The following is a 21,313-nucleotide window of genomic DNA, read 5'->3' as shown; positions in this document are numbered from 1 at the left end:
ACGATAGTAATGAAATGAGTAAATTCACAAAATATATAAAGAGATATTGGCGTAGCACGGAGAGTCTGGCGGGAGGACTGAAAACGTCCATCAAGGTGTTCTTCCGGAAGAAAGTGACGGAGCAGTATCCGGAAAACCGGCATACGACGCTTTACATACCGGAACGTCATCGGGCACAGTTGGAAATGATTCATGACGACCGGAACCAGCATCATTGTGTGGCCTGCGGGTTGTGCCAGATGGCCTGTCCCAACGATACGATCCGTGTGGTTTCCGAAGTGAGGGAAGATGCGGAAGGAAAGAAGAAGAAGTATTTGGTGAAGTATGAATATGATTTGGGTTCCTGCATGTTTTGCCAGCTTTGTGTCAATGCCTGTCCGCATGGCGCCATACGTTTTTCCAATGATTTTGAGAATTCGGTTTTCGAGCGTGACAAGTTGCTGCTCACGTTGAACCGGGAAGGTTCGGTGTTGGCACCGGCTCCCGAGAAAAACAAACCTATAAAAGCATAATGTAATATGGAAGGAATCACTCTTGGGCAAGTAGTTTTTGGGGTTGTCTCACTGATGATGGCGGTCTGTTCGGTGTTGGCTGTGACATCGGGGCGTATTTTGCGTGCGGCCACGGCTCTGTTGTTTGTGCTTTTCGGGACGGCCGGCCTTTATTTCATGTTGGGCTATACCTATTTGGGAGCGGTGCAGTTGTCGGTTTATGCCGGAGGTATCGTCGTGCTTTATGTCTTCTCCATCCTGTTGACCCGTTCGGACAAGAACATGAACGAACGTATCCCACGGGGACGTTGGTTTGCGGCCATGCTGACGGTATTGGCCGGTTTCGGGTTGACGGTATTCTTGCTGTCGTCTTACGGTTTTGCACGTTTCTCCGTTCCTCCGTTGGTGGAACTGGATCCGGTGAAAGTCGGCAACGCGCTTGTCGGAATGGGGAAATACCAGTTTGTCCTGCCTTTCGAGGTCGTCAGTGTGTTGTTGTTGGCCTGCATGATCGGTGCCATCATGATTGCGCGTAAACGTTGATTAAACAAACAGAGTTATGGAAATAGATGCTTTTTATTATCTGATACTGAGTACGGTGATGATGTTTGCCGGTATTTACGGCTTTTTCACGCGACGCAACCTGTTGGCCACGCTCATCTCCGTGGAATTGATGCTGAATGCCACGAACATCAACTTTGCCGTGTTCAACCGTTATTTTTATCCGGGTGCGCTCGAAGGCCATTTCTTCACGCTCTTCGGCATTGCCATCTCGGCGGCGGAAACGGCTGTGGCCATTGCCATTATGATAAATGTGTACCGTAATGTCCGGAATATCCAGACGGATGATGTCAGCGACCTGAAGGGTTGACGCCGGAAACTGATAAAAAGAAGAATGATATGGAATATACGATATTGATACTCCTCCTGCCCGTACTGAGTTTCTTAGTGTTGGCTCTGGCAGGTATGAAGATGTCCCACCGCGCAGCCGGTCTGGTCGGTTCGTTGTCATTGGGGGCTGTGGCCGTGTTGAGTTATGCCGTGGCATACGGTTATTTCACCTTGCCGCGTTTGGCCGACGGGACGTTTGGGACCCTGGTACCTTATAATTTTGTATGGTTGCCTTTCACGGCCGGCCTGCATATCGACATGGGCATCCTGCTCGACCCTATCTCGGTGATGATGTTGGTGGTCATTTCCACCGTCTCGCTCATGGTGCACATCTATTCTTTCGGGTATATGAAAGGGGAGAAGGGTTTTCAGCGTTATTACGCTTTCCTGAGCTTGTTCACCTTTTCGATGCTCGGCTTGGTGGTAGCCACGAACATTTTCCAGATGTATGTGTTTTGGGAACTGGTGGGCGTGTCCTCTTACCTGCTCATAGGGTTTTATTACACGAAGCCTGAAGCCATCTCCGCTTCCAAGAAAGCTTTTATCGTGACACGTTTTGCCGACCTCGGATTCCTCATCGGTATCCTGATTTACGGTTATTATATGGGTACGTTCACCTTTGCGCCTGCCGAGGAGAACCTTATGCAAGGCGCATTGATGCTGCCGTGGGCATTGGGGCTGATGTTCGTGGGCGGTGCCGGTAAGAGCGCCATGTTCCCGCTCCACATCTGGTTGCCCGATGCCATGGAAGGTCCTACGCCGGTGAGTGCGTTGATTCATGCGGCCACGATGGTCGTGGCCGGAGTGTACCAAGTGGCACGGATGTTCCCGCTTTATATCGCATACGCGCCGGAAACGTTGCACATTGTGGCCTACGTCGGGGCTTTCACGGCTTTCTATGCCGCTTCCGTGGCTTGCGTGCAAAGCGACATCAAGCGGGTGTTGGCCTTTTCCACCATTTCCCAAATCGGGTTCATGATGGTGGCTTTGGGAGTCTGCACTGGCATGCCGAGCCATGAAGGCGGTCTGGGCTACATGGCTTCCATGTTCCATCTTTTCACCCATGCCATGTTCAAGGCTTTGCTCTTCCTCGGCGCGGGTTGCATCATCCATGCCGTGCATAGCAACGAGATGTCCACGATGGGCGGCTTGCGCAAGTATATGCCGGTGACGCATGTCACGTTCCTCATCGCTTGCCTGGCCATTGCCGGTATCCCGCCGTTTTCCGGTTTCTTCTCCAAGGACGAGATCCTGACGGCTTGCTTTGCTTTCAGCCCGGTGATGGGTTATGTCATGACTTTCATTGCAGGGATGACGGCTTTCTACATGTTCCGTCTGTACTATTGCATTTTCTGGGGGCACGAGAACAAGGAACTGCATGCCGCGCACGTGCCGCACGAAAGTCCGCTTACGATGACTTTCCCGTTGATGGTATTGGCTGCCGTGACCTGTCTGGCCGGTTTCATTCCCTTCGGGCATTTTGTCACGGGCGACGGTTTGTCTTACGACATCCATTTGGACGGTGGCGTGGCAGCCACAAGTTGCGTGGTGGCTGTATTGGCCATCGCCTTGGCCACTTTCATGTATGCCCGCAGTGAACAGCCGGTGGCCGATGCCTTGGCTCGTCGTTTCCCGAAACTGCACCGTGCGGCCTACCGCCGTTTTTATATGGACGAAGCCTGGCTGTTCGTCACCAAACGGATTATTTTCCGCTGCGTGTCTGTACCGTTGGCATGGTTCGACCGCCATGTGATAGACGGTTTCATGAACTTCCTGGCTTGGGGCACCCGTGCTTCGGCCGAGGAAGTACAGCCCATGCAGAGCGGGCGGATACAGGCTTACGTGATTTGGTTCCTGAGCGGCATTATCCTTTTGACTTTGGTCTTGTTGGCCGTCTGACTATTCTTTAAAAAAGTAAAAACGATATGAATATATTAAGTCTTTTCGTATTGATTCCCCTGTTGATGATGCTCGGTCTGTGGATGGCCCGTAGTGTCAACCAAGTGCGGGGAGTGATGGTAGCCGGTTCTTCCGCGTTGTTGGTGCTGGCGGTCTGGCTTGCCGTGGATTATCTCCGGCTTCGTGCGTTGATTGCCAATCTGCCTTTCCCGCAGCCTGAGATGCTCTACACGGATAGTGTCGTGTGGTACGCTCCCTTGCATATCTGTTATTCCGTCGGGGTGGACGGCATTTCCGTGGTCATGTTGCTGCTGAGTGCCATCATCGTGTTCACGGGCACTTTCGCTTCATGGAAACTGAAACCCCTCACGAAAGAATATTTCCTGTGGTACACGCTGCTTTCGACGGGCGTGTTCGGTTTCTTCATCTCCACCGACCTTTTCACCATGTTCATGTTTTATGAGGTGGCCCTCATACCGATGTACCTGCTCATCGGCGTATGGGGCAGCGGGCGCAAGGAATATGCCGCCATGAAACTGACGCTGATGCTGATGGGCGGGTCGGCTTTCTTGCTCATCGGTATCCTGGGCATCTATTACGGGGCCGGGGCGCAGACGATGAATGTGTTGGAGATTGCCGGACTGCATAACATCCCCGAAGGGATGCAACGGCTGTTCTTTCCTGCGGTGTTCCTGGGTTTCGGCGTGTTGGGTGCCTTGTTCCCGTTCCATACATGGAGCCCGGACGGCCACGCTTCCGCCCCCACGGCGGTGTCCATGTTGCATGCCGGGGTTTTGATGAAACTGGGCGGATACGGGTGTTTCCGCGTGGCCATGTACCTGATGCCTGAAGGGTTGGCCCAGTGGGGCGACTTCTTCCTGATACTGACTACGGTTTCTGTGGTTTACGGGGCTTTCAGTGCCGTGGTGCAGACCGATTTGAAATACATCAACGCCTATTCTTCCGTGAGCCATTGCGGCCTGGTGCTTTTCGCCTTGCTGATGGCGACCCGCACGAGCTGCACGGGCGCCATCCTGCAAATGCTGAGCCACGGGCTGATGACGGCCTTGTTCTTTGCCCTTATCGGCATGATATACGGCCGGACGCACACCCGTGACGTGCGCGAGTTGAACGGATTGATGAAGGTCATGCCTTTCCTGGCTGTGGGGTACGTCATTGCCGGTCTGGCCAATCTCGGCCTGCCCGGCCTGAGCGGCTTCGTGGCCGAGATGACGGTGTTCGTGGGTTCTTTCGAACATCCCGATGTGTTCCACCGCGCCTGCACCGTCATCGCCACGGTGAGCATCGTCGTCACGGCAGTGTATATCCTGCGTGTGGTGGGCAAGATTCTTTATGGCACGTGCCGCAACCCCGGGCATCTGAAGTTGACGGATGCCACGTGGGACGAGCGTTTTGCCGTCATTTGCCTGATTGTGTGTGTGGCAGGACTGGGACTTGCCCCGTGGTGGGTGAGCGACACCGTCAGTTTCAGTGTAGAGCCTATTGTTTCACATTTTAATCTTCCCTGATCCAAGTCATGAACAGTAATTTATCTGCTATATTGTCTTTGCATGCCGAGCTTTCGTTGGTGTTGATTCTGTTGGTAGCCCTCTTGGCCGACCTTTTTGCCGGGCCGCTGCGCCGGCGTTGGTTCCATCCGTCCGTTTGCGTGCTGATGGCCCTCCAGATAGGATTGAACCTTACGCCCGACACCCGCGCACTCTTCGGCGGCATGTATGTCAACACCCCGTTCACATCTATCGTCAAGTCCATCCTTTCGGCCGGCACGTTGCTTATCTTCCTCCAAAGCGGCGAATGGCTAGGGCGGAAAGACACGCATTATAAACAAGGCGAGTTCTACGTGCTGACGCTCGCCACCCTGTTGGGCATGTTCTTCATGGTGTCCGCCGGGCATTTCCTGATATTCTACATCGGATTGGAGATGGCTAGCATCCCCATGGCCTGCCTCGTGGCCCTCGACAAATACCGCCACCACAGCGCGGAAGCCGGTGCCAAGTTTATCCTGAGCACGATGTTCTCTTCCGCCTTGCTGCTCTACGGCCTGTCGTTCATCTACGGCACTTCCGGCACGCTCTATTTTGCCGACCTTCCGGCCATGCTTCAGGGCAGCGCGTTGCAGCAGTTTGCCCTGGTGCTCTTCCTGGCCGGGATGGGATTCAAGATGAGCCTCGTGCCCTTCCATCTGTGGACGGCCGATGTCTATCAGGGGGCACCCACAAGCGTGACGGCTTACCTGAGCGTCATTTCCAAGGGAGCCGCTGCCGTGGCCTTGGCCATCGTCCTGCGTTTTGTGTTCCCTTTGATGGAAGAAGACTGGACGCTCGCCGTGGCCCTGCTTTCCGTCGCCAGCATCACCGTGGCCAACCTGATGGCCGTTTTGCAGGGCGACATGAAGCGTTTCATGGCCTTCAGCAGCATCTCGCAGGCCGGTTATATCCTTCTGGGTGTGCTTGCAGGTACGGCTCAGGGCATGGCCTCGCTGGTGTTCTATGTGGCCGTGTATGTGGTGGCCAACGTGGCCGTCTTTGCCGTCATCAGCACCGTCGAACAGCACGCGGGCGGCCAGACGGGCCGTGACGCTTACCGCGGGCTTTATCGAACGAACCCGCGCCTGACGTTGGTGCTGACGTTGGCCCTGTTCTCGTTGGGCGGCATACCCCCGTTTGCCGGTTTCTTCTCCAAGTTCTTCATCTTCGCGGCGGCCTTTGCCCAAGGGTGGTGGTTGGTCGTGTTCCTCGCGTTGGTGAACACCATCGTCTCCCTTTTCTACTACCTGTTGGTGGTCAAGGCCATGTACATCTCCGAGCCCCTCACGGAGGACGGACTCCCGGCGGTGGCCCCCTTGCGCAGCCATCCGGGCGTGCGCCTCACGTTGGCGCTCTGCACGGCGGGCATTTGCCTGTTGGGCGTGGCGAGCTTCGTCTACGAGGGCCTGGCGCGTTGGGCGGGGATGATGTAGGAATCCTTTTTTGCTAACAAAAGGATTAACAATCTGATTTCGGATTTCTATGATTTAATTTACTGAAAATCAGTATGCTGAAATTATAAAATCACTTGGCGCAGAATGATTTTTCGTTCTGCGCCAAGTGATTTTTCAATCTGCGGCAAACGATTTTTCATTTGGCGCAGATTGATTTTATAAAGTGCTTTTCCTTGACAAATGCGAAAAAAAACTTTTTTGCTGATATAATCCTAATTTAAGTTTAAATAGTCCAATGATAGGGAAAGGATTACTCGTTATATTTGCAGTGTATCAAGGTTCTTCATTGAATTAAGATTCACTTTCCCGGGAGAATGGGAGGGTACGTAACATTAATAATTAACTTAAATTTCTGTGTAATGAAAAACAGGTTACTCGCCTTAATGGCACTTTGTGGTGCGACATCGTCCACCTTACCTTTATGGGCCGCGTGGGAAGACCCGGAGTTGCAATTCGTAGAGCCGAATCTGGCCACCGACGGTACAGGCGGCGGAGTGTACTACGTCTATCATGTGGCTACCCAGAAGTTCATGGGGAATTCAGCCACGCGTCTGGTTGTGTCCGACCAAGGTCAGGAAGTTACCCTGACTTACGGTGAGGATTATGAATTGAGCCGTCGTCCGGAAACGGATCCGGAATATTTCACGGGGAAAGGATGGCGCCTGAGCATGATGAACGCGCCCACCAACGGGGGATACCATGAGTTGTTCCTCAATACGGGCGGTGCCGAGATTTACGTGGACCACAACAAGACGGGCCACATCTTGTGGAAAATCGTGAAGGAAGGCGAGGTGTACCGTATCAAGGTGATTGACGAGGACAAGCTTTACGGCGTGGCAGCCCAAGATGGTTTGTATGCCAACTCATACATTGCGGTAGGCGAAGGCGAGACCGAGGTGGATCCGTTGATTGACAAGAGTATGGCCGGACAAGAGAATGCCGGGGATGAATGGAAATTCGTGTCTGTGGAAGCTTATGAGGCTTTCCAAGCCAAGAAGAAGTTGTTGGGACAGTTGAACAAGGCAGATGAAGTTGGTTTTACTGGTTACGGGGAATATGCCGATGTCTACAATAATCCGAAAGCTACGGCAGAAGAGGTCGAGGCTGCGGCAACTAGCCTTAAACAAGCTATTGTGAATTGGCAAAGTTCGAATGCTACACCGGAGCATCCCGTGGACTTCACCAATGTCATTACAAACAATTCGTTTGAGGACGGCACAACCAATGGATGGACTACCGTAGGTACTCCTGGTGTTCAGTCCGTCAGCTATGAGACTCCCACGAATGAATACAAGATGCAGAACTTTACGGAGAAATGGACATGGGCAGATGGTTCGAACCTAAACAGTTTGGCAAACGACCCGATGGAAGTGTCTCAGGTTCTGGAAAATATGCCGGTAGGTAAATACCGCCTGACAGCCAACACTATAGGTTACCAACAAGGCAATAGGGACATAGTGCCTTATGGAGTGTATCTTTATGCAGAGAACAGTGGTATCGAGTCGCGTGCGGAAGCCCATAGCCTGGAGTTCGGTGGATTAAGGGATGGGGTTGTTTCAGAGAGCGACCCATATCCCCGTAACACTGTATTGGAATTCTTTGCCATGAACGGAACCATTAAAGTGGGGTTCAAGACTGTTAATACGAATTGTAACTGGGTAGGCGTGGACAATTTCAAATTGGAATATTTAGGGCAGGTTGAAGGCGGTATGGCCGAGGAGTTGAAGAAAGTCATTACGCAGGCTGAGGAGTTGAAGAATGGTTATGACCTCCAGTTCAAGAAATATTCGGCTGCCGGTGAAACCAAATTCAACCAATCGGTTGAGACGGCCAAGCAGGCGGCAGACAATCCGGACACGGATGACAAGACATTGGGACTGGTGCTTACTTCATTGCAAGAAGGTATGGACGAGTTGAAGGCCGACGTGAATGCTTACGAAATATTGAATGTAAAGCGTCAGGAGCTTCTTACGGAATGGGACGAGTCGCCTTATGCGGAAGTGGATTTCCCCGAGTATGAAAAATATGTGTACGGTCTGGACGATGCCTATGAACAGCGTACGTTCGACCCGGCAGAAGTGGACAGCATACAGCCGCGTGCCGACAGGCTGTGGATGTCGTGCGTGAGGGAAGCCTTGACGAACGGAGATACTGACAACGTGACCGGATTGATGGTGAACCCTAATTTTGAGGGGAGCAATGATGGTTGGACCAAGACCGGAGATGGGGATTTCAAGAACGATGGCACAAGAGTCACTGAGGTGTGGGGCGGACAGAACTGGGAGGTCTATCAGGAAATCAACAATCTTCCTCAAGGGTCATATAAGATAAAGGCCCAGGCTTTCTATAATCCAAGTTCTACCAATGATAATGCTTGGCATGAAGGATGGGGGCAGGAAGGCGACGAGACGAGTAATATCCATGGCTACCTTTTCGGTAACGATGCTTCCGAGCCGCTTCTTCATGTGACGGCTTGTCCGCAGGAGGAAAATGTGGCTGAAAACTGTGAGGAAGTGACTTGGACCGAAGATGCTTCTTTGGCCGGAAAGTGGTTGTGTTACGGCAAGAACTCCGCACAGGAGGTATTCGAGGCTGATGAAGGGAATTACCTGAATGCCACGACTTGTTACGTGGGTAAAGACGGGAAGCTCCGTGTGGGCGTGAAGATGTCGGGTGTGACTTGGGGAGCCGCTTGGGTCGTTTTTGACAACTTTCAGGTGGAATACTTAGGTGCCGACAACATGGACGGTGCGCAAACGGCTTTGGATGCTTTGATCCGTGAAGCCAACGAGATGTTGGCTTCCGATGCTCTGACCACGCAGGAGGCCAAGGACGGTTTGAGCAAGGCCATAGAAGCAGCTTCTGGCGTGGGAGAGTTGACTCCGGAGATTTATGAGGAACAGACGGAAGCGTTGAATGCCGCCATCAAATTGGGGCAGGAGTCCATGGATGCCGCTGTGGCATTGGAGGATAAAGCCATCGTGCATTCGGATAGATTGAGCGGTACGGGCGAAGCTAGCTACGAAGCGTACGTGGGAACAGAGGGGTATGGTGAGTTGGAAACTTTGGTCGGTGAAATCCTCGACAACAAAATTGCCGATGCGGGCATCTTTGCCACTTTGGATGAAATCAGCGGTTATTCCCTGCGTCTGGACAAGGCTTATTCCAAGATGCTGAGTGCACATATCGATTTCACCACGGCAAGCAAGGACGAGCCGGTGGATGCCACGGGATTGATAGTCAACCCGAGCTTCCAAACCAAGACGGAGAACGAACAGGGTGAAATTGTAGACACCCAGTCGGGTGAAGGATGGACGATTGAGTCGGAGTACGACATGACTGGTATTAAGGATGCCATGCTCTGTGAAATCTATAGCGACAGTAGCAAGGTGTACCAACCGTTGTACAATGCTCCTGCGGGTTATTACCGCGTCATCTTGAACGGCTTCTACCGTGCGGGCGGTTATATCGAGGCCGGTGTGGCCCGCCGTGACGGCACGGAGGCTCGGAATGCCGAGTTGTTCATAGAGTCCGGCAAGGGCAAGTGGTCGGAGAAGCTGCCCTCCATCTTCGAGAACGTCAGCGAGTGGAAATATGAGACCAGTGATGTGGCATTGCCGGATTCTCTGTTCCCTGAATCCGACAAGTTGTACCATTTCATCGTAGATCAACCGGGCGGTGCGAAGTTGGCCTTTGAGGACGGTGCCTATGAGTGTGACACGTACTTCTACGTGGGTGAAGGCGAAGTGCCGGTATTGGGTGTCCGCAAGACGGGCATGCTGACGAACGACTGGTCTTGCTTCGACAACTTCCGTCTCTATTACTTGGGAGATGGCGATGCCAACAAGCCGGACGGTTTTGTAGATAGCATTGACGGCGTGGCGGCCGACGGTACGGCCAAGGTGGTAAGTTCCGCTTGGTACACCATCAACGGTGTACGTGTGGCCGAGCCAAAGCAGCGTGGCATTTACATCCGCCAGGACATGATGAACGACGGCACGAAGAAAACAGTGAAGGTATTAGTTAAGTAGTGTTTTGCTAAAGTTATTAATAGGAGTGGCTGTCCTGCGCCGGAAAAATGAGGCGCGGGGCAGCTTTATAAGTAAAATCAACATAGTTACCATTATTTTCAACATGGTTACCATTGTTTTTATGGATTTAAAGTATAATTTTGCATCACATCTTATATGTAATACCATATTATTATAGGATAAAGAACATTAATTATTAACTTAAATTTCTGTGTAATGAAAAACAGGTTACTCGCCTTAATGGCACTTTGTGGTGCGACATCGTCCACCTTACCTTTATGGGCCGCGTGGGAAGACCCGGAGTTGCAATTCGTAGAACCGAACTTGACCGCCGATGAAACAGGCGGAGGCGTGTACTACATCTATCATGTGGCCACCCAGAAGTTCATGACTAACGGGCAGCCTTATGGTACACGATTGGTTGTAGCGGAAACAGGTCAGGAAGTAACCCTGAGCTACGGTGAAGATTATGAATTAGCCAATCTTCCGGAAACGGATGAAGAATATTCCACTGCCAAAGGTTGGCGTTTGAGCATGATGAAAGCACCGAGTAACGGAGGATACCATGAATTGTTCATTAATCCGGGTGGTGCCGAGATTTACGTGGACCATAACAAGACGGGCCATATCCTGTGGAAAATCGTGAAGGAAGGCGAGGCGTACCGTATCAAGGTGATAGACGAAGACAAGATTTACGGTGTGGAAGCCAATGGAGGCTTGTATGCCAATTCCTACATGGCAGTAAACGAAGGGAAAACTACGGTGGATCCGTTGATTGATAAGAACACGGCCGGGTATGAGAATGCCAAAGACGAATGGAAGTTCGTGGCACCGGAAACTTACGAGGTCTTCCAAGCCAAGAAGCTGTTGAAGGTACAGTTGGAAGCTGCCGATGCCATCGGGTTTACGGAATATACCGATTATGCTGCTTTATATAACCAGGCAGATGCCACGGTAGAGGCGATAGAAAAGGCAGTGGAAGACTTGAAGGCCGATATTATTGACTTCGGTTATTCCGTGGCTACGGAAGAAAATCCGTTGGACGTGACGGAAAAGTTCGTAAAGGAAGCCTCGTTTGCCAACAGTACGGACGGATGGGATATCGTGCAAGGTTCAGGTGCCAACTACCAACGCAAGACGGGCGACCGTTTCGAGAATGGCGCGGGAAGTTTGCCGGAAGGGTTAGCCCTTGAGAACTTTTATGAGTGCGCCACCAACAATGGTAGTAATATGCCTGACTGGTCTATCAAGCAGAAGATAGAAGGGATTCCTGACGGAAAATACCGTGTGGGGGCTTGGATTCTGACCAACAAATTGCCGACGGAGGACGCGCCCACCCCGAAAGGGCTGTTCCTGTATGCCCAGTCTTTAGCCGGGGAGAAGAAGGTGGAAGCCACTGACCCTGCGGAAACAGCCAATGAAGGGCGGGGGTATGGCACGTGGCACCATTACACCGTGGATGTAGATGTCATTGGTGGCATCATCACGATAGGATATGTCGTACAAGGAGCCAATTCCACCTGGTCGGCCGTGGACAACTTCACGTTGGAATATATGGGCAAGAGTGGAAGCGGTGAGGTCAATATACGCGAAATACTGAACCAGAATATTGAGAGTGCAGAGGCACAGTATGCCGAATATACCGGTGCCAACAAGGCTTTCAGCGAATCGGAGAAGGTGAAGTACGAAGAAATGATTGCTGCGGCTAAGGAAGCTTATCAAAACCAGAGTCTGGACAGTGAGGCGCTTACCGGTGTCATAACTTCTTTGTTTGCGCGGATGGACACGTTGGCCAACAACGTGGCTGCTTACGAGACCTTGGCCCAGAAGATAGAAGCCTTGAACAAGGCTTACGATGAGACGCCTTATGCCAACGACGGGTTGGAGGACTATGAGGTTTATTTGGACGAGGTTTTACAAGCCGGTTATGACAATGGTACGTTCGATATAGCCGAATTAGATAGCGTCCAACCCCGTGCCGACAGGATTTTCCGTGAATCTGTGATGAAAGCTTTGGCAGACGGGACTACGGATAATGTGACCGGCTTAATGGTGAATCCCAATTTTGCGGGGAGCAATGATGGTTGGACCAAGACGGGCGACGGGGATTTCAAGAACGATGGCACGAGGGTTTCTGAGGTGTGGAACGGACGGAATTGGGAAGTCTATCAGGAAATCAGCGGCCTGCCCCAAGGATCGTATAAGATTACCATGCAAGGGTTCTATTCCCCGAGTTCCGGAAATGATAACGCATGGCATGAAGGTTGGGGGCAGGAAGGCGACGAGACGAACAAGATTCTGGGTTACCTTTTCGGTAACGATGTTTCTGAACCCCTTCTCCATGTTACAGCTTGTCCGCAGGAGGAGAACGTGGCTGAAGACTGTGAGGAAGTGACTTGGACAGACGACGCTTCCTTGGCCGGGAAATGGTTGTGCCATGGAAAGAATTCCGCACAGGAAATCTTCGAGCAGAATAGCGAGAATTACCTGAATGCCACGACTTGTTACGTGGGTGAAGACGGTAAGCTCCGCATAGGGGTGAAGATGTCGGGTGTGTCTTGGGGGCAGGCTTGGGTCATCTTCGACAACTTCCAAGTGGAATACTTAGGGGCCGACAACATGGAAGGTGCCCAAACGGCCTTGGATGCCCTGATTCGTGAGGCTAACGGGATGTTGGCTTCCGATGTCCTGACCACGCAGGAGGCCAAGGACGGCCTGAGCAAAGCCATAGAGGCCGCTTCTGCCGTGGGAGAGTTGACCCCGGAGGTTTACAAGGAGCAGACAGAGTCGTTGAATGCCGCCATCAAGTTTGGGCAGGAGTCCATGGATGCCGCTGCGGCATTGGAGACTAAAGTTACTGCCCACGATGCTAAGCTAAGCGGTAATGGCGAAGCAAGTTACGAAGAGTATTCCGACACAGAAGGATATGAGGAGCTGTATGACTTGACCATTGAAGTCTTCGACAAAATAGACGGGGAAGGCATCTTTGCTACTTTGGACGAAATCAACGATTATTCCCTTCGTTTGGACAAAGCTTACTCCAAGATGCTGAGCGGGCATATCGATTTCACCACGGCGAGCAAGGACGAGCCGGTGGATGCCACGGGCTTGATAGTCAACCCGAGTTTCCAGACCAAGACGGAGAACGAAAAGGGGGAAATCGTGGATGCCGCATCGGCCGATGGATGGGTTGGTGCCACTTTGGATGAGAACAGTTCTAGCAAGGTGACGGGAGCTATGATTTATGAGATGTTCAGCGACAGTAGCGAGATACATCAGTCGCTTTATAATATGCCTGCGGGATATTATCGCGTTGTCATGAATGGTTTCTATCGTGCGGGAGGCTTTATTGAGGCGGGCGTGGCTCGTCGGGACAGCGCAGATGCCCGGAACGCTGAGTTGTTCGTTGAATGCGGCGAAGACAAGTGGACCGAAAAGTTATCGTCCATTTTTGAGCATGTCAGCGAGTTGAAATATGACGGCAGCGATGTGGCATTGCCTGATTCCTTGTTCCCGGAATCCGATATGTTGTATCATTTCATTGTGGATAAAGTCGCAGGTGCGAAACTTGCGTTTGAGGATAATGCCTATGAAGTAAACTTTAGTTTTTACGTGGCTGAAGGTAAAGAACCTGTATTGGGCGTACGCAAGACAGGCATGCTGACGAACGACTGGACTTGTTTCGACAACTTCCGCCTCTACTATTACGGTGACGGCGATGCCAACAAGCCGGATGACTTCGAGAGCGCTATCGGTGGCGTGGCAGCCGACGGTACGGCCACGGTGATAAGTTCCGCATGGTACACCATCAACGGTGTGCGCGTGGCTGAGCCGAAGCAGCGCGGCATTTACATCCGTCAGGACATGATGAGCGACGGCACGAAGAAAACAGTGAAGGTGTTAGTTAAGTAATTTTGTTTAGGTTAAATTTGTGAGAGTGGCTGTCCTGCGCCGGAGTATGAGGCGCGGGACAGCTTTTTCTTTGTAGTCTCTTGACGGGATGGCAAAAAGAGAGGGGTGGCAAAATGATAGTGCCACCCCTTCAATACTTGCTAAGAAGAATGAGAAAACTTCATAGCTTTTTCCGGCATTTACTTTCCGGTTACCACATATTTCTTTCCGCCAGCAATGTAGATACCCTTCTTCAGTCCTTTCACGGCATCGGCGCGTTTCACCTGGCGGCGTACGAGTGTTCCGGTAAGGTCGTATACATCCACCAATTCGGTTTCCAGAGATTCGGAATCTTTCAACACTTTGTCCATGCTATCGCCCTTTCCAGAGTTGATGTAGTAGAACCGGAAGTTGTCAGCAAACCATTGTTGGCCGTGGCCGCCCACGACACGTCCGTCACCCTTTATTCCGATGGTCACAGCCCCCTTGTCTACATAGACGGCAGGAATTATGGTATTGGTACCAACCTCGGCTTGTGCGATGTCCCAAAGGTCACGGTTGCCGTTCAAAATGGAATATTCAAACTGGTCTTCGGTGTACGTGTACACGGTGCTGTCTTGTCCGAGGATGTCGGGCACGGTGGAAATTTCCACGTCGTTTGTCTGCGCATAGAACCACAGCGCATCAGCTCCGCCGGTAGCATGAGTGGCTGCTTCCACACGGTAAGTACCCACGGGCAATTCGAATTTGCCTTCTTCGCCAATCTGTGTTCCCACAACCTGACGGTAATTGGTAGCTGATCCGATGTTGTGACCTTCATGTCCGGACCAACTGTAGCACCACAACCATGTGTCTTCTGTATGTTCAGTGCGGTCCGTCCCGTCTGCGTTGGTCTCGCAAATCCATCCGTTGATGACTTTCCTGGAGGGGTTACCGGCTTCATCCACGTAATCCTGGTAGATGTTGGGGTTCACCACGAAGGTGGTCATGTCGAACGGGTTGTCGCTCGTGGCTTTGGCCAAAACGTCGGGTGTCATGGCTGTCAGGCAAACGGCTTGCAGTTCTTTCACCGCCATGTCTGCATCTACGTTGTCAAATTCATCCTGTTTGAGCAATTCCTTCACGTTCTTGTAAGCCTCATTTTCAGAGAGTCCGCCAATCTGGTTCGCCAATACAATGGCAGTTCCCATCGGGTAGCAAATGGCGATGGAGGACTTCAGGGTAGTGGTAGCCTCATTGAGAGCCTCTGTCTGGCGTCCGACTTCGTCGCTCACATAAGTCTCCCATGTCATGTCTTCTGCTATGATGGAGGCCTCCACCAATGCGTCGGTAAACGTCTTGCGTGCAGCCGGTTGTGCAAAAACCTTTTCATTGTTGAGGGCATCGAACAAGTCATTGCCCTTTCTCACCAACGGGGTGAAAGCCAGATACTGGTCTATCACTTTTTGGGCATCGAGGATGAGGTTGTCCATGTCTCCGATGGCAGTAATCATATCTTGGATGGGCACGCCATCAGCCAAGTACTGGTAGTAGCCTTCTTCTTCGTCCAAGACCCAACCCAGATAATCCCAGTCGTCGATACCGTAGTTCACCAATGAGTCATGCCATACGATGCCTTCTTCCAGGCGTGCGGTCAAACGGTCTCGATAGGCTTCTGTGGCATCGGAACCCACGTAAGAAAGACGGAAATTATCGGCACGCCATTCCGCTCCCATCACTCCGCTACGGCCTTCACCGTTGATTCCGATGTAGAGTTTGCCGTCCGACACCAGGATATTCTGCACGGTCGTAGTGGTTCCCATGTTCTTGGAAGCGTCGCCATAAGCTTCTGCGTCCCGATTGAAAATGGCCCTGGAGTAGTTCACGCTGTCGGGAGTGGCATACAAGTAAATCTTTGTGCCTTCCTGGCCGGTTGTGTACGTTGCGGCACTTAACTCATACACTCCGTTAGGCAGCTTCACCCCGTCTTCCTTGCCTATCATCTGTTGGTAATGTCCCTTGCAGATGCTGTTCGCGTCGTTGTCCGACCAACTGGAACAATGCAGTTCCGTATCCGCGTGGTCTGCCAGTGTCGGACTGCCGTTGTCGGAACTTCCACGATCGATCATCACCCATCCGCCGGGCATTTCGGTCATGACTCCATCCTGGAAGATATTGGGGTTGGTAATGAAACTGGTCATGTCTATCGGATGTTCAGCCGATGCCGTGCCCAGGAATTGTTCCGTCATCGCGGCCTTGCATACGGCATTCAGTTTCTCCACATCAGTCACCATGTCTGTATAAGTAAGTTCGGTCGCGTTGAGGTCGGCCGCCACTTTCTTGTATTCCTCCGTGTCGCTCAGTCCGCCAATCTTGTCTGCCAGCCCCTTGGCTACTTGCAAGGAGTGGTTGAGGCCTACCACCGCATTGGTATTCTTGATGGCTTCTTCTATGGCGGGCACACCTTCCACCAATGCGTCGGCCACCTCTGCCAGTGTAGGTTTGGCAAGTACGGCCTTGGCTTCGGAGATAGCCTTGCTGAGATTGGCCTTCACTTGTTCCGACACGGTGTAGGCTCCGCTCTCAATCTTGTCGTAGATGCCTTGGGCTGCGGTAATGTCTTTCTGCATCGTGTTCGCGTTCAGGCATACGGCCATGGCCAGTTCCACTTTTCCGGCAATTTCACCCACGGCTGCGTTGATGTCTTCTTCAGGCGTGGATTCTGTGTAACCGGAATATTTATCGAGCAACGTGGTAAGTTCGGAAGAGGCCGGTATGTCGAGGGTGTTCAACGAGTCGCGCATCACGGTGGCACGGTTCATCTGCATGCGGAAGGCATCGAAAGCCACACCGTCGAAATAGAGTTTGAAATCGTCCCAGCATGTCCACTCGCCGCCACGCATGTCCACGCCGATAAGCATTTCGCCTTTGTCGGAAACGGTGAACTCCAATACGTTGTTATACTGGTCGGGGTGGGCTTCACAGTACTTCGCCATGCCTTCCATCCCGTCTGGCCAACCATCGCGTTGGTTAGGTATGGTTTCGTCTTTTACCCCGCTATAGAGGGATACGAATGGGATTTCGGCATCTCCTGCTATCAGGAACGCATTGATTACTTCAGTACCGGCCTCATAATCCTTTCCGCCATTAGCCCCTGCGGCGCGATGGAAACCGCGAACGGTCAATTTGTAGTTGCCGGGGCGGAGGCCGAACACTTTTTGTCCGGCAATATTCTTTTTCCTGAAATATTCCGCATTCTTGAAGTCCTTATTTACAACCGGATCCAAATTCCCGTCTTGCCAACCCTCTGAAGTTCCGGTCGAGAAATCCGCGTTCTCCAGATAAGTATCCGTCACATCAATCCACTGGTGTTGTTGTGCGAACAGCACCGCACTGCTCATCATGGTAAACATGATGGCCAACGGGATACGCTTTCCATTTCCTTTTGAAATTTTTCTTTTCATGTTCATAAGTTTAAAGGTTCTCATTTTACGTCTTCCTGTTGCCGAACCTGATGGCAATAGGAGCGTTTCTTAATTTTGTACTATCCGGTTCGGTTATGTCAGTACATGGCTTTTAGCGCATTTTCATTCCTTGCGTGCGGCCGGAGGTTCCCACATAGTGCAACAACCAACCTACGTTTTGTACCGGGAGGCCAACCTCATTCTTTCCGGCCGTACAACGCACCGACTTGACCAGGCGGCCGTCGAAAGAATAGATTTTCAGCATGCCGCTTTCTTGGGCTTCTACCGCCAAATGGTTGCCGTGACGGTTACAGGATATCAATTGTGCCTCTTCACCTTTCATTTCGGCCATCACCTCTTCCATTCCGTCGGGGTTATCTGTCTTTTTCACGATACGGAAGGGAAATCCGGAGCAAGGGGCTTGCGACACTTCCAACAACATGCCGTCCTCGCTGGGCAACAGCATGCCACCGGAAGCCGCCGGTGAGCGTTGGATGGCATATACACCTTCGTCCGTACACTTGCGGAGTATGTTGAACGAGTTGTTGGCATAATCGCTCCCGTTCATCATCTTGCCGTCTTTGGACAGATGCATCTTGCTGTTCGTGCGGCTGAAGAGCATATAACGGTTGCCATAACTTGCGCTCAAGCGTCGCAGGCGCCACAGGTAATCCTGGTCGTTTTCTTCCGCGTATGGTACGAACTGGGCATCCGTGTTACGAAGATAAGCACCCCACTCATTACTGATGTAATAGCTGTCTTCCGAGGACGGGTCTTCCGTGCATGCTTCATACGCGTCTACGTTGAAATGGCAAACAGACTTGGCTTCCGCTCCCGATTCGGCAACCCTTTGGAAAACCAACTTGCACTTGAAACAGCTGTCAAGGCTCTTGATATGCAAGGTGTCGTTTAAGTCGGCCACTTTGTTGCCTTGTTCGTCCAGATGATAAGTCAAAGTGTCTGCCTGGATGGTATCCGTGCCCACTACCCACTTATAAATACGGGTGGTTTCCGGCAGCTTGCCTAAGATAGATGTCGGAACGCCGTACATGCTGAAGGAAGAACCTTTCTCCAACACCAGGTTGGTTCCCGGTTGGGATTGGTTTCCGTGTATCACATAAGGGTCCACCTCTGCCACTTCCACAAGGAAATTCTTTATGATGGTGGCACCGGACGGATGTGTCATGGTCACACGGTAATAGTAGGTCTTGGCCACGCTTTCAATCTCCAACAGGTTGCAATTCGTTCTCAAGTCAGTCCACCGCTTGCCGTCTGTGCTGCGTTCCCATTTCCATTCACGGATAGTAAAGCCATCATAATTCATCCCTAATATCACGTTGGCATATTTCTTGGCATAAATCACGGAGTCATGGATTTCCACACTGTTGACCTTCGCATAAACATCGGCATAGCCTTCGGGGGTTCCTTCGCCTTCCACGTGCAGGGAGTACATGCGCGTGCATTCCACGCCCTTGCTGTTGATGTAACGCACGCGAATCACACTGGATGTCTCCAAGGTAAGTTCTCGCTCGTTGCTTTTACAGGTGGGGTCGTCGTCCCATGACCACTTGCCGGTATCCTCTTCGTCCTCCGGCAAAATCACGGTAATCTTCATCTGTGAGCCTTTCGGGATGTTGGATACTTCCGTACGGGTGGTGGACACGCCGTTGTACTGCACCGTTCCGCCCAATTTGGTCGGCACCTTGGTTTTGTCTGTCAATGGATCCAGGCTGCACATCAATGCGGTAAAGCCTAAATGGTCATAACCGCCTCCTCCGCCATAGAAGCCTCCTCCGCCGTCAAGTCCTGTGCCATTATTATGCCTCATCATGATGGCATGGCCCCAAGGCATTTCCACCCCGCGCACATTCTCATAATAGTTTATGATACGCGGCCAGCATGGGCGGTCCACGCCGCGTCCGCCCCACCCGGGTTCCGGGAAATAACCTCCCTCCATATTCGTGTAGGGTACGTATGGAACGTCCTGCCACATGTTATAGCGGGCCACATATTCAAAACCGGCCGCAATACGGTCGTCCTTGTGCATATAGGCATCCTCCCCTTGGTTGCGTCCCACGCCGCAGACATCTGCCGCCAGGGCTACCGCCATGCTGGCATGGCTTTGGTCGCGGTTGGACTCATGCATCTGCCCTATGTAGCCGAACGGGCCATCTTCATCCTCGAACAAGTGGTAAACCAACATGTGGATAGACTCGCCGTAACGGTGGTCCTCCATATACTTATAAAATTCCATGCCCCGGTTATACACCCATACGTCATCGCACAATATGCCTGCGGATATGATGCAAAGCACATTGCACAATCCCCAATTGGACCAATAATGGTCGTCGTGCCCTTCCGCGCGGTTTTCAAGGAAACTGAGGGAATTGCGGACGAACACCCTACGTATAAAATCTTGGTAACGCTTGAAGTCTGCGGGTTTCCATCCCTCATAGTCGCGCATCAGTTCCCCCGCGTTGGCAAACGCATAGCCGGAAAGTCCCGAAGCCAGGGCGTAATTGTTGTTCCCGCCGATGTCCTTGCAGGTCCGTGCCCAGGCGTTCAAGTACTCGACGGCTTTTCGGGCATATTTTTCATCCCCGGTAATCTTCCATTCGAGTGCGAATTGATAGGCCGCGTGCGCATTATCCTGTGGTGTTCCATAGTTATCCGTGTTTTCTCCTGGGGGTAGCCACGGGCAACCGGCCCCGCAGCCACGGACAATCCTGCGCACCGGAGTGGGATGCCGGTCGTCCACGGTCATGATATACGGGCTGGTTTTGAAAAACTTGTAAGCAGCAGTCCATGGTTCTTCGCCGTTGGCCAGCTTCTCTTTCACCCGGTCAAAATCCGCTTGGGTATGCAATGCCCCCGGATGGATAAACCCTTGTGCCATGCTTCCCAACGGGAAACATAAGGTACATAACCATAACAAAACGTTTTTTTTCTTCATACCATCTCGATTTTATTTTCATACCTTGCAAATATATGTTCAATATTCAATGGGTTATGGGTCAAATAATAACATAATATGGGGTATTACATACCATTTTAAGAAAAATGGACTTCCGGTTGACAAAATGACACCTTCCTTTCCTTTTTGTGCTTATGCTTGCCCCTGTATTTGTAGCCTTCCATAAGCTTTTAAAGCCCTTTCCTGATACATAAATTTGCGTTTCAGCCTGTTATTATACGTTTTTTAACCTAAGTAGAACCCCAATCTCAGCCGAATGATTTTTCGTTCGGCTGAAAAAACATTTTTTTTGTCCGCATCTTGTTCCGCCGATGTCCGTTTGTGGGTGGAAAAGGCTTTGGAAGGCAAAGTGAAAAACGGGCTTTTGGCACCTTGTTTTTCCTATTTGGATGGGATTTGCCTTCAAAATCCGGATGTCAGGATGTCAGGCCGGTGCCACGATGTGCTGACGTGTTTCCGGTTTGCCTGCGCATGCCGCGTGGCGAGGCCGGGCAATTTGCCAATATAAGAGAGGCCGGGGTGGCGAAAAGACATTTTCCTGATGCGTGAGAATCGTGTATCGGGGAACAAGGGCGGACCGGGGGACAAATAGCGCAGCCACGTGGAGCCTGAATTGACAAATTGACAATTTGGCAATTTCCGGGTGCCGTTCCCTAAAAAACGTGAAGCTTTGCGATAAACTACTTCTTCCG

General features: G+C 51.7%; 10 protein-coding genes. 8 read left to right on the top strand and 2 right to left on the bottom strand.

Going from position 1 to position 21,313, the window contains the following annotated elements; genetic code table 11:
• The first annotated feature begins 14 nt into the window (after nucleotides 1–14).
• The 8 genes from HMPREF9442_RS09540 (at nucleotide 15) to HMPREF9442_RS09505 (ending at nucleotide 14,225) form a co-directional block, all read left to right on the top strand.
• Nucleotides 15–512: a 4Fe-4S binding protein gene (locus HMPREF9442_RS09540; protein ID WP_008627999.1), complete on the top strand. Its 498-nt coding sequence runs from the start codon at nucleotides 15–17 to the stop codon at nucleotides 510–512.
• A 6-nt stretch (nucleotides 513–518) separates the two neighbouring features.
• Nucleotides 519–1,034, top strand: a complete 516-nt coding sequence (locus tag HMPREF9442_RS09535; protein WP_008627997.1) for an NADH-quinone oxidoreductase subunit J family protein — start codon at nucleotides 519–521, stop codon at nucleotides 1,032–1,034.
• A gap of 16 nt (nucleotides 1,035–1,050) precedes the next feature.
• Nucleotides 1,051–1,362, top strand: coding sequence for an NADH-quinone oxidoreductase subunit NuoK (gene nuoK, locus HMPREF9442_RS09530; RefSeq protein WP_008627995.1), 312 nt, complete (start codon nucleotides 1,051–1,053; stop codon nucleotides 1,360–1,362).
• A gap of 29 nt (nucleotides 1,363–1,391) precedes the next feature.
• The gene (nuoL, locus tag HMPREF9442_RS09525) at nucleotides 1,392–3,281 is read left to right on the top strand and encodes an NADH-quinone oxidoreductase subunit L (RefSeq protein WP_040602897.1); all 1,890 of its coding nucleotides are present in this window, start codon (nucleotides 1,392–1,394) and stop codon (nucleotides 3,279–3,281) included.
• A gap of 26 nt (nucleotides 3,282–3,307) precedes the next feature.
• Nucleotides 3,308–4,810 carry a complex I subunit 4 family protein gene (locus HMPREF9442_RS09520; RefSeq protein WP_008627992.1) on the top strand — a complete coding sequence of 501 codons (1,503 nt, stop codon included), beginning with the start codon at nucleotides 3,308–3,310 and terminating at the stop codon, nucleotides 4,808–4,810.
• A gap of 8 nt (nucleotides 4,811–4,818) precedes the next feature.
• The gene (locus tag HMPREF9442_RS09515; protein ID WP_008627991.1) at nucleotides 4,819–6,261 is read left to right on the top strand and encodes an NADH-quinone oxidoreductase subunit N; all 1,443 of its coding nucleotides are present in this window, start codon (nucleotides 4,819–4,821) and stop codon (nucleotides 6,259–6,261) included.
• Between the two features lie 380 nt (nucleotides 6,262–6,641).
• The gene (locus HMPREF9442_RS09510) at nucleotides 6,642–10,313 is read left to right on the top strand and encodes a hypothetical protein (protein WP_008627990.1); all 3,672 of its coding nucleotides are present in this window, start codon (nucleotides 6,642–6,644) and stop codon (nucleotides 10,311–10,313) included.
• A 216-nt stretch (nucleotides 10,314–10,529) separates the two neighbouring features.
• Nucleotides 10,530–14,225, top strand: a complete 3,696-nt coding sequence (locus tag HMPREF9442_RS09505; RefSeq protein WP_008627988.1) for a hypothetical protein — start codon at nucleotides 10,530–10,532, stop codon at nucleotides 14,223–14,225.
• A gap of 179 nt (nucleotides 14,226–14,404) precedes the next feature.
• Here HMPREF9442_RS09505 and HMPREF9442_RS09500 read toward each other — a convergent pair whose 3' ends face one another.
• A complete protein-coding gene (locus HMPREF9442_RS09500; protein WP_040602917.1) occupies nucleotides 14,405–17,647 on the bottom strand; it encodes a hypothetical protein in 3,243 nt (1,080 codons plus the stop codon).
• A gap of 112 nt (nucleotides 17,648–17,759) precedes the next feature.
• Nucleotides 17,760–20,600: an alginate lyase family protein gene (locus HMPREF9442_RS09495; RefSeq protein ID WP_040602895.1), complete on the bottom strand. Its 2,841-nt coding sequence runs from the start codon at nucleotides 20,598–20,600 to the stop codon at nucleotides 17,760–17,762.
• Between the last annotated feature and the right edge of the window lie 713 nt (nucleotides 20,601–21,313).

It is taken from the genome of Paraprevotella xylaniphila YIT 11841 (assembly GCF_000205165.1).
Lineage (GTDB): Bacteria > Bacteroidota > Bacteroidia > Bacteroidales > Bacteroidaceae > Paraprevotella > Paraprevotella xylaniphila.
This window is presented reverse-complemented; position numbering and strand designations above follow the sequence as displayed.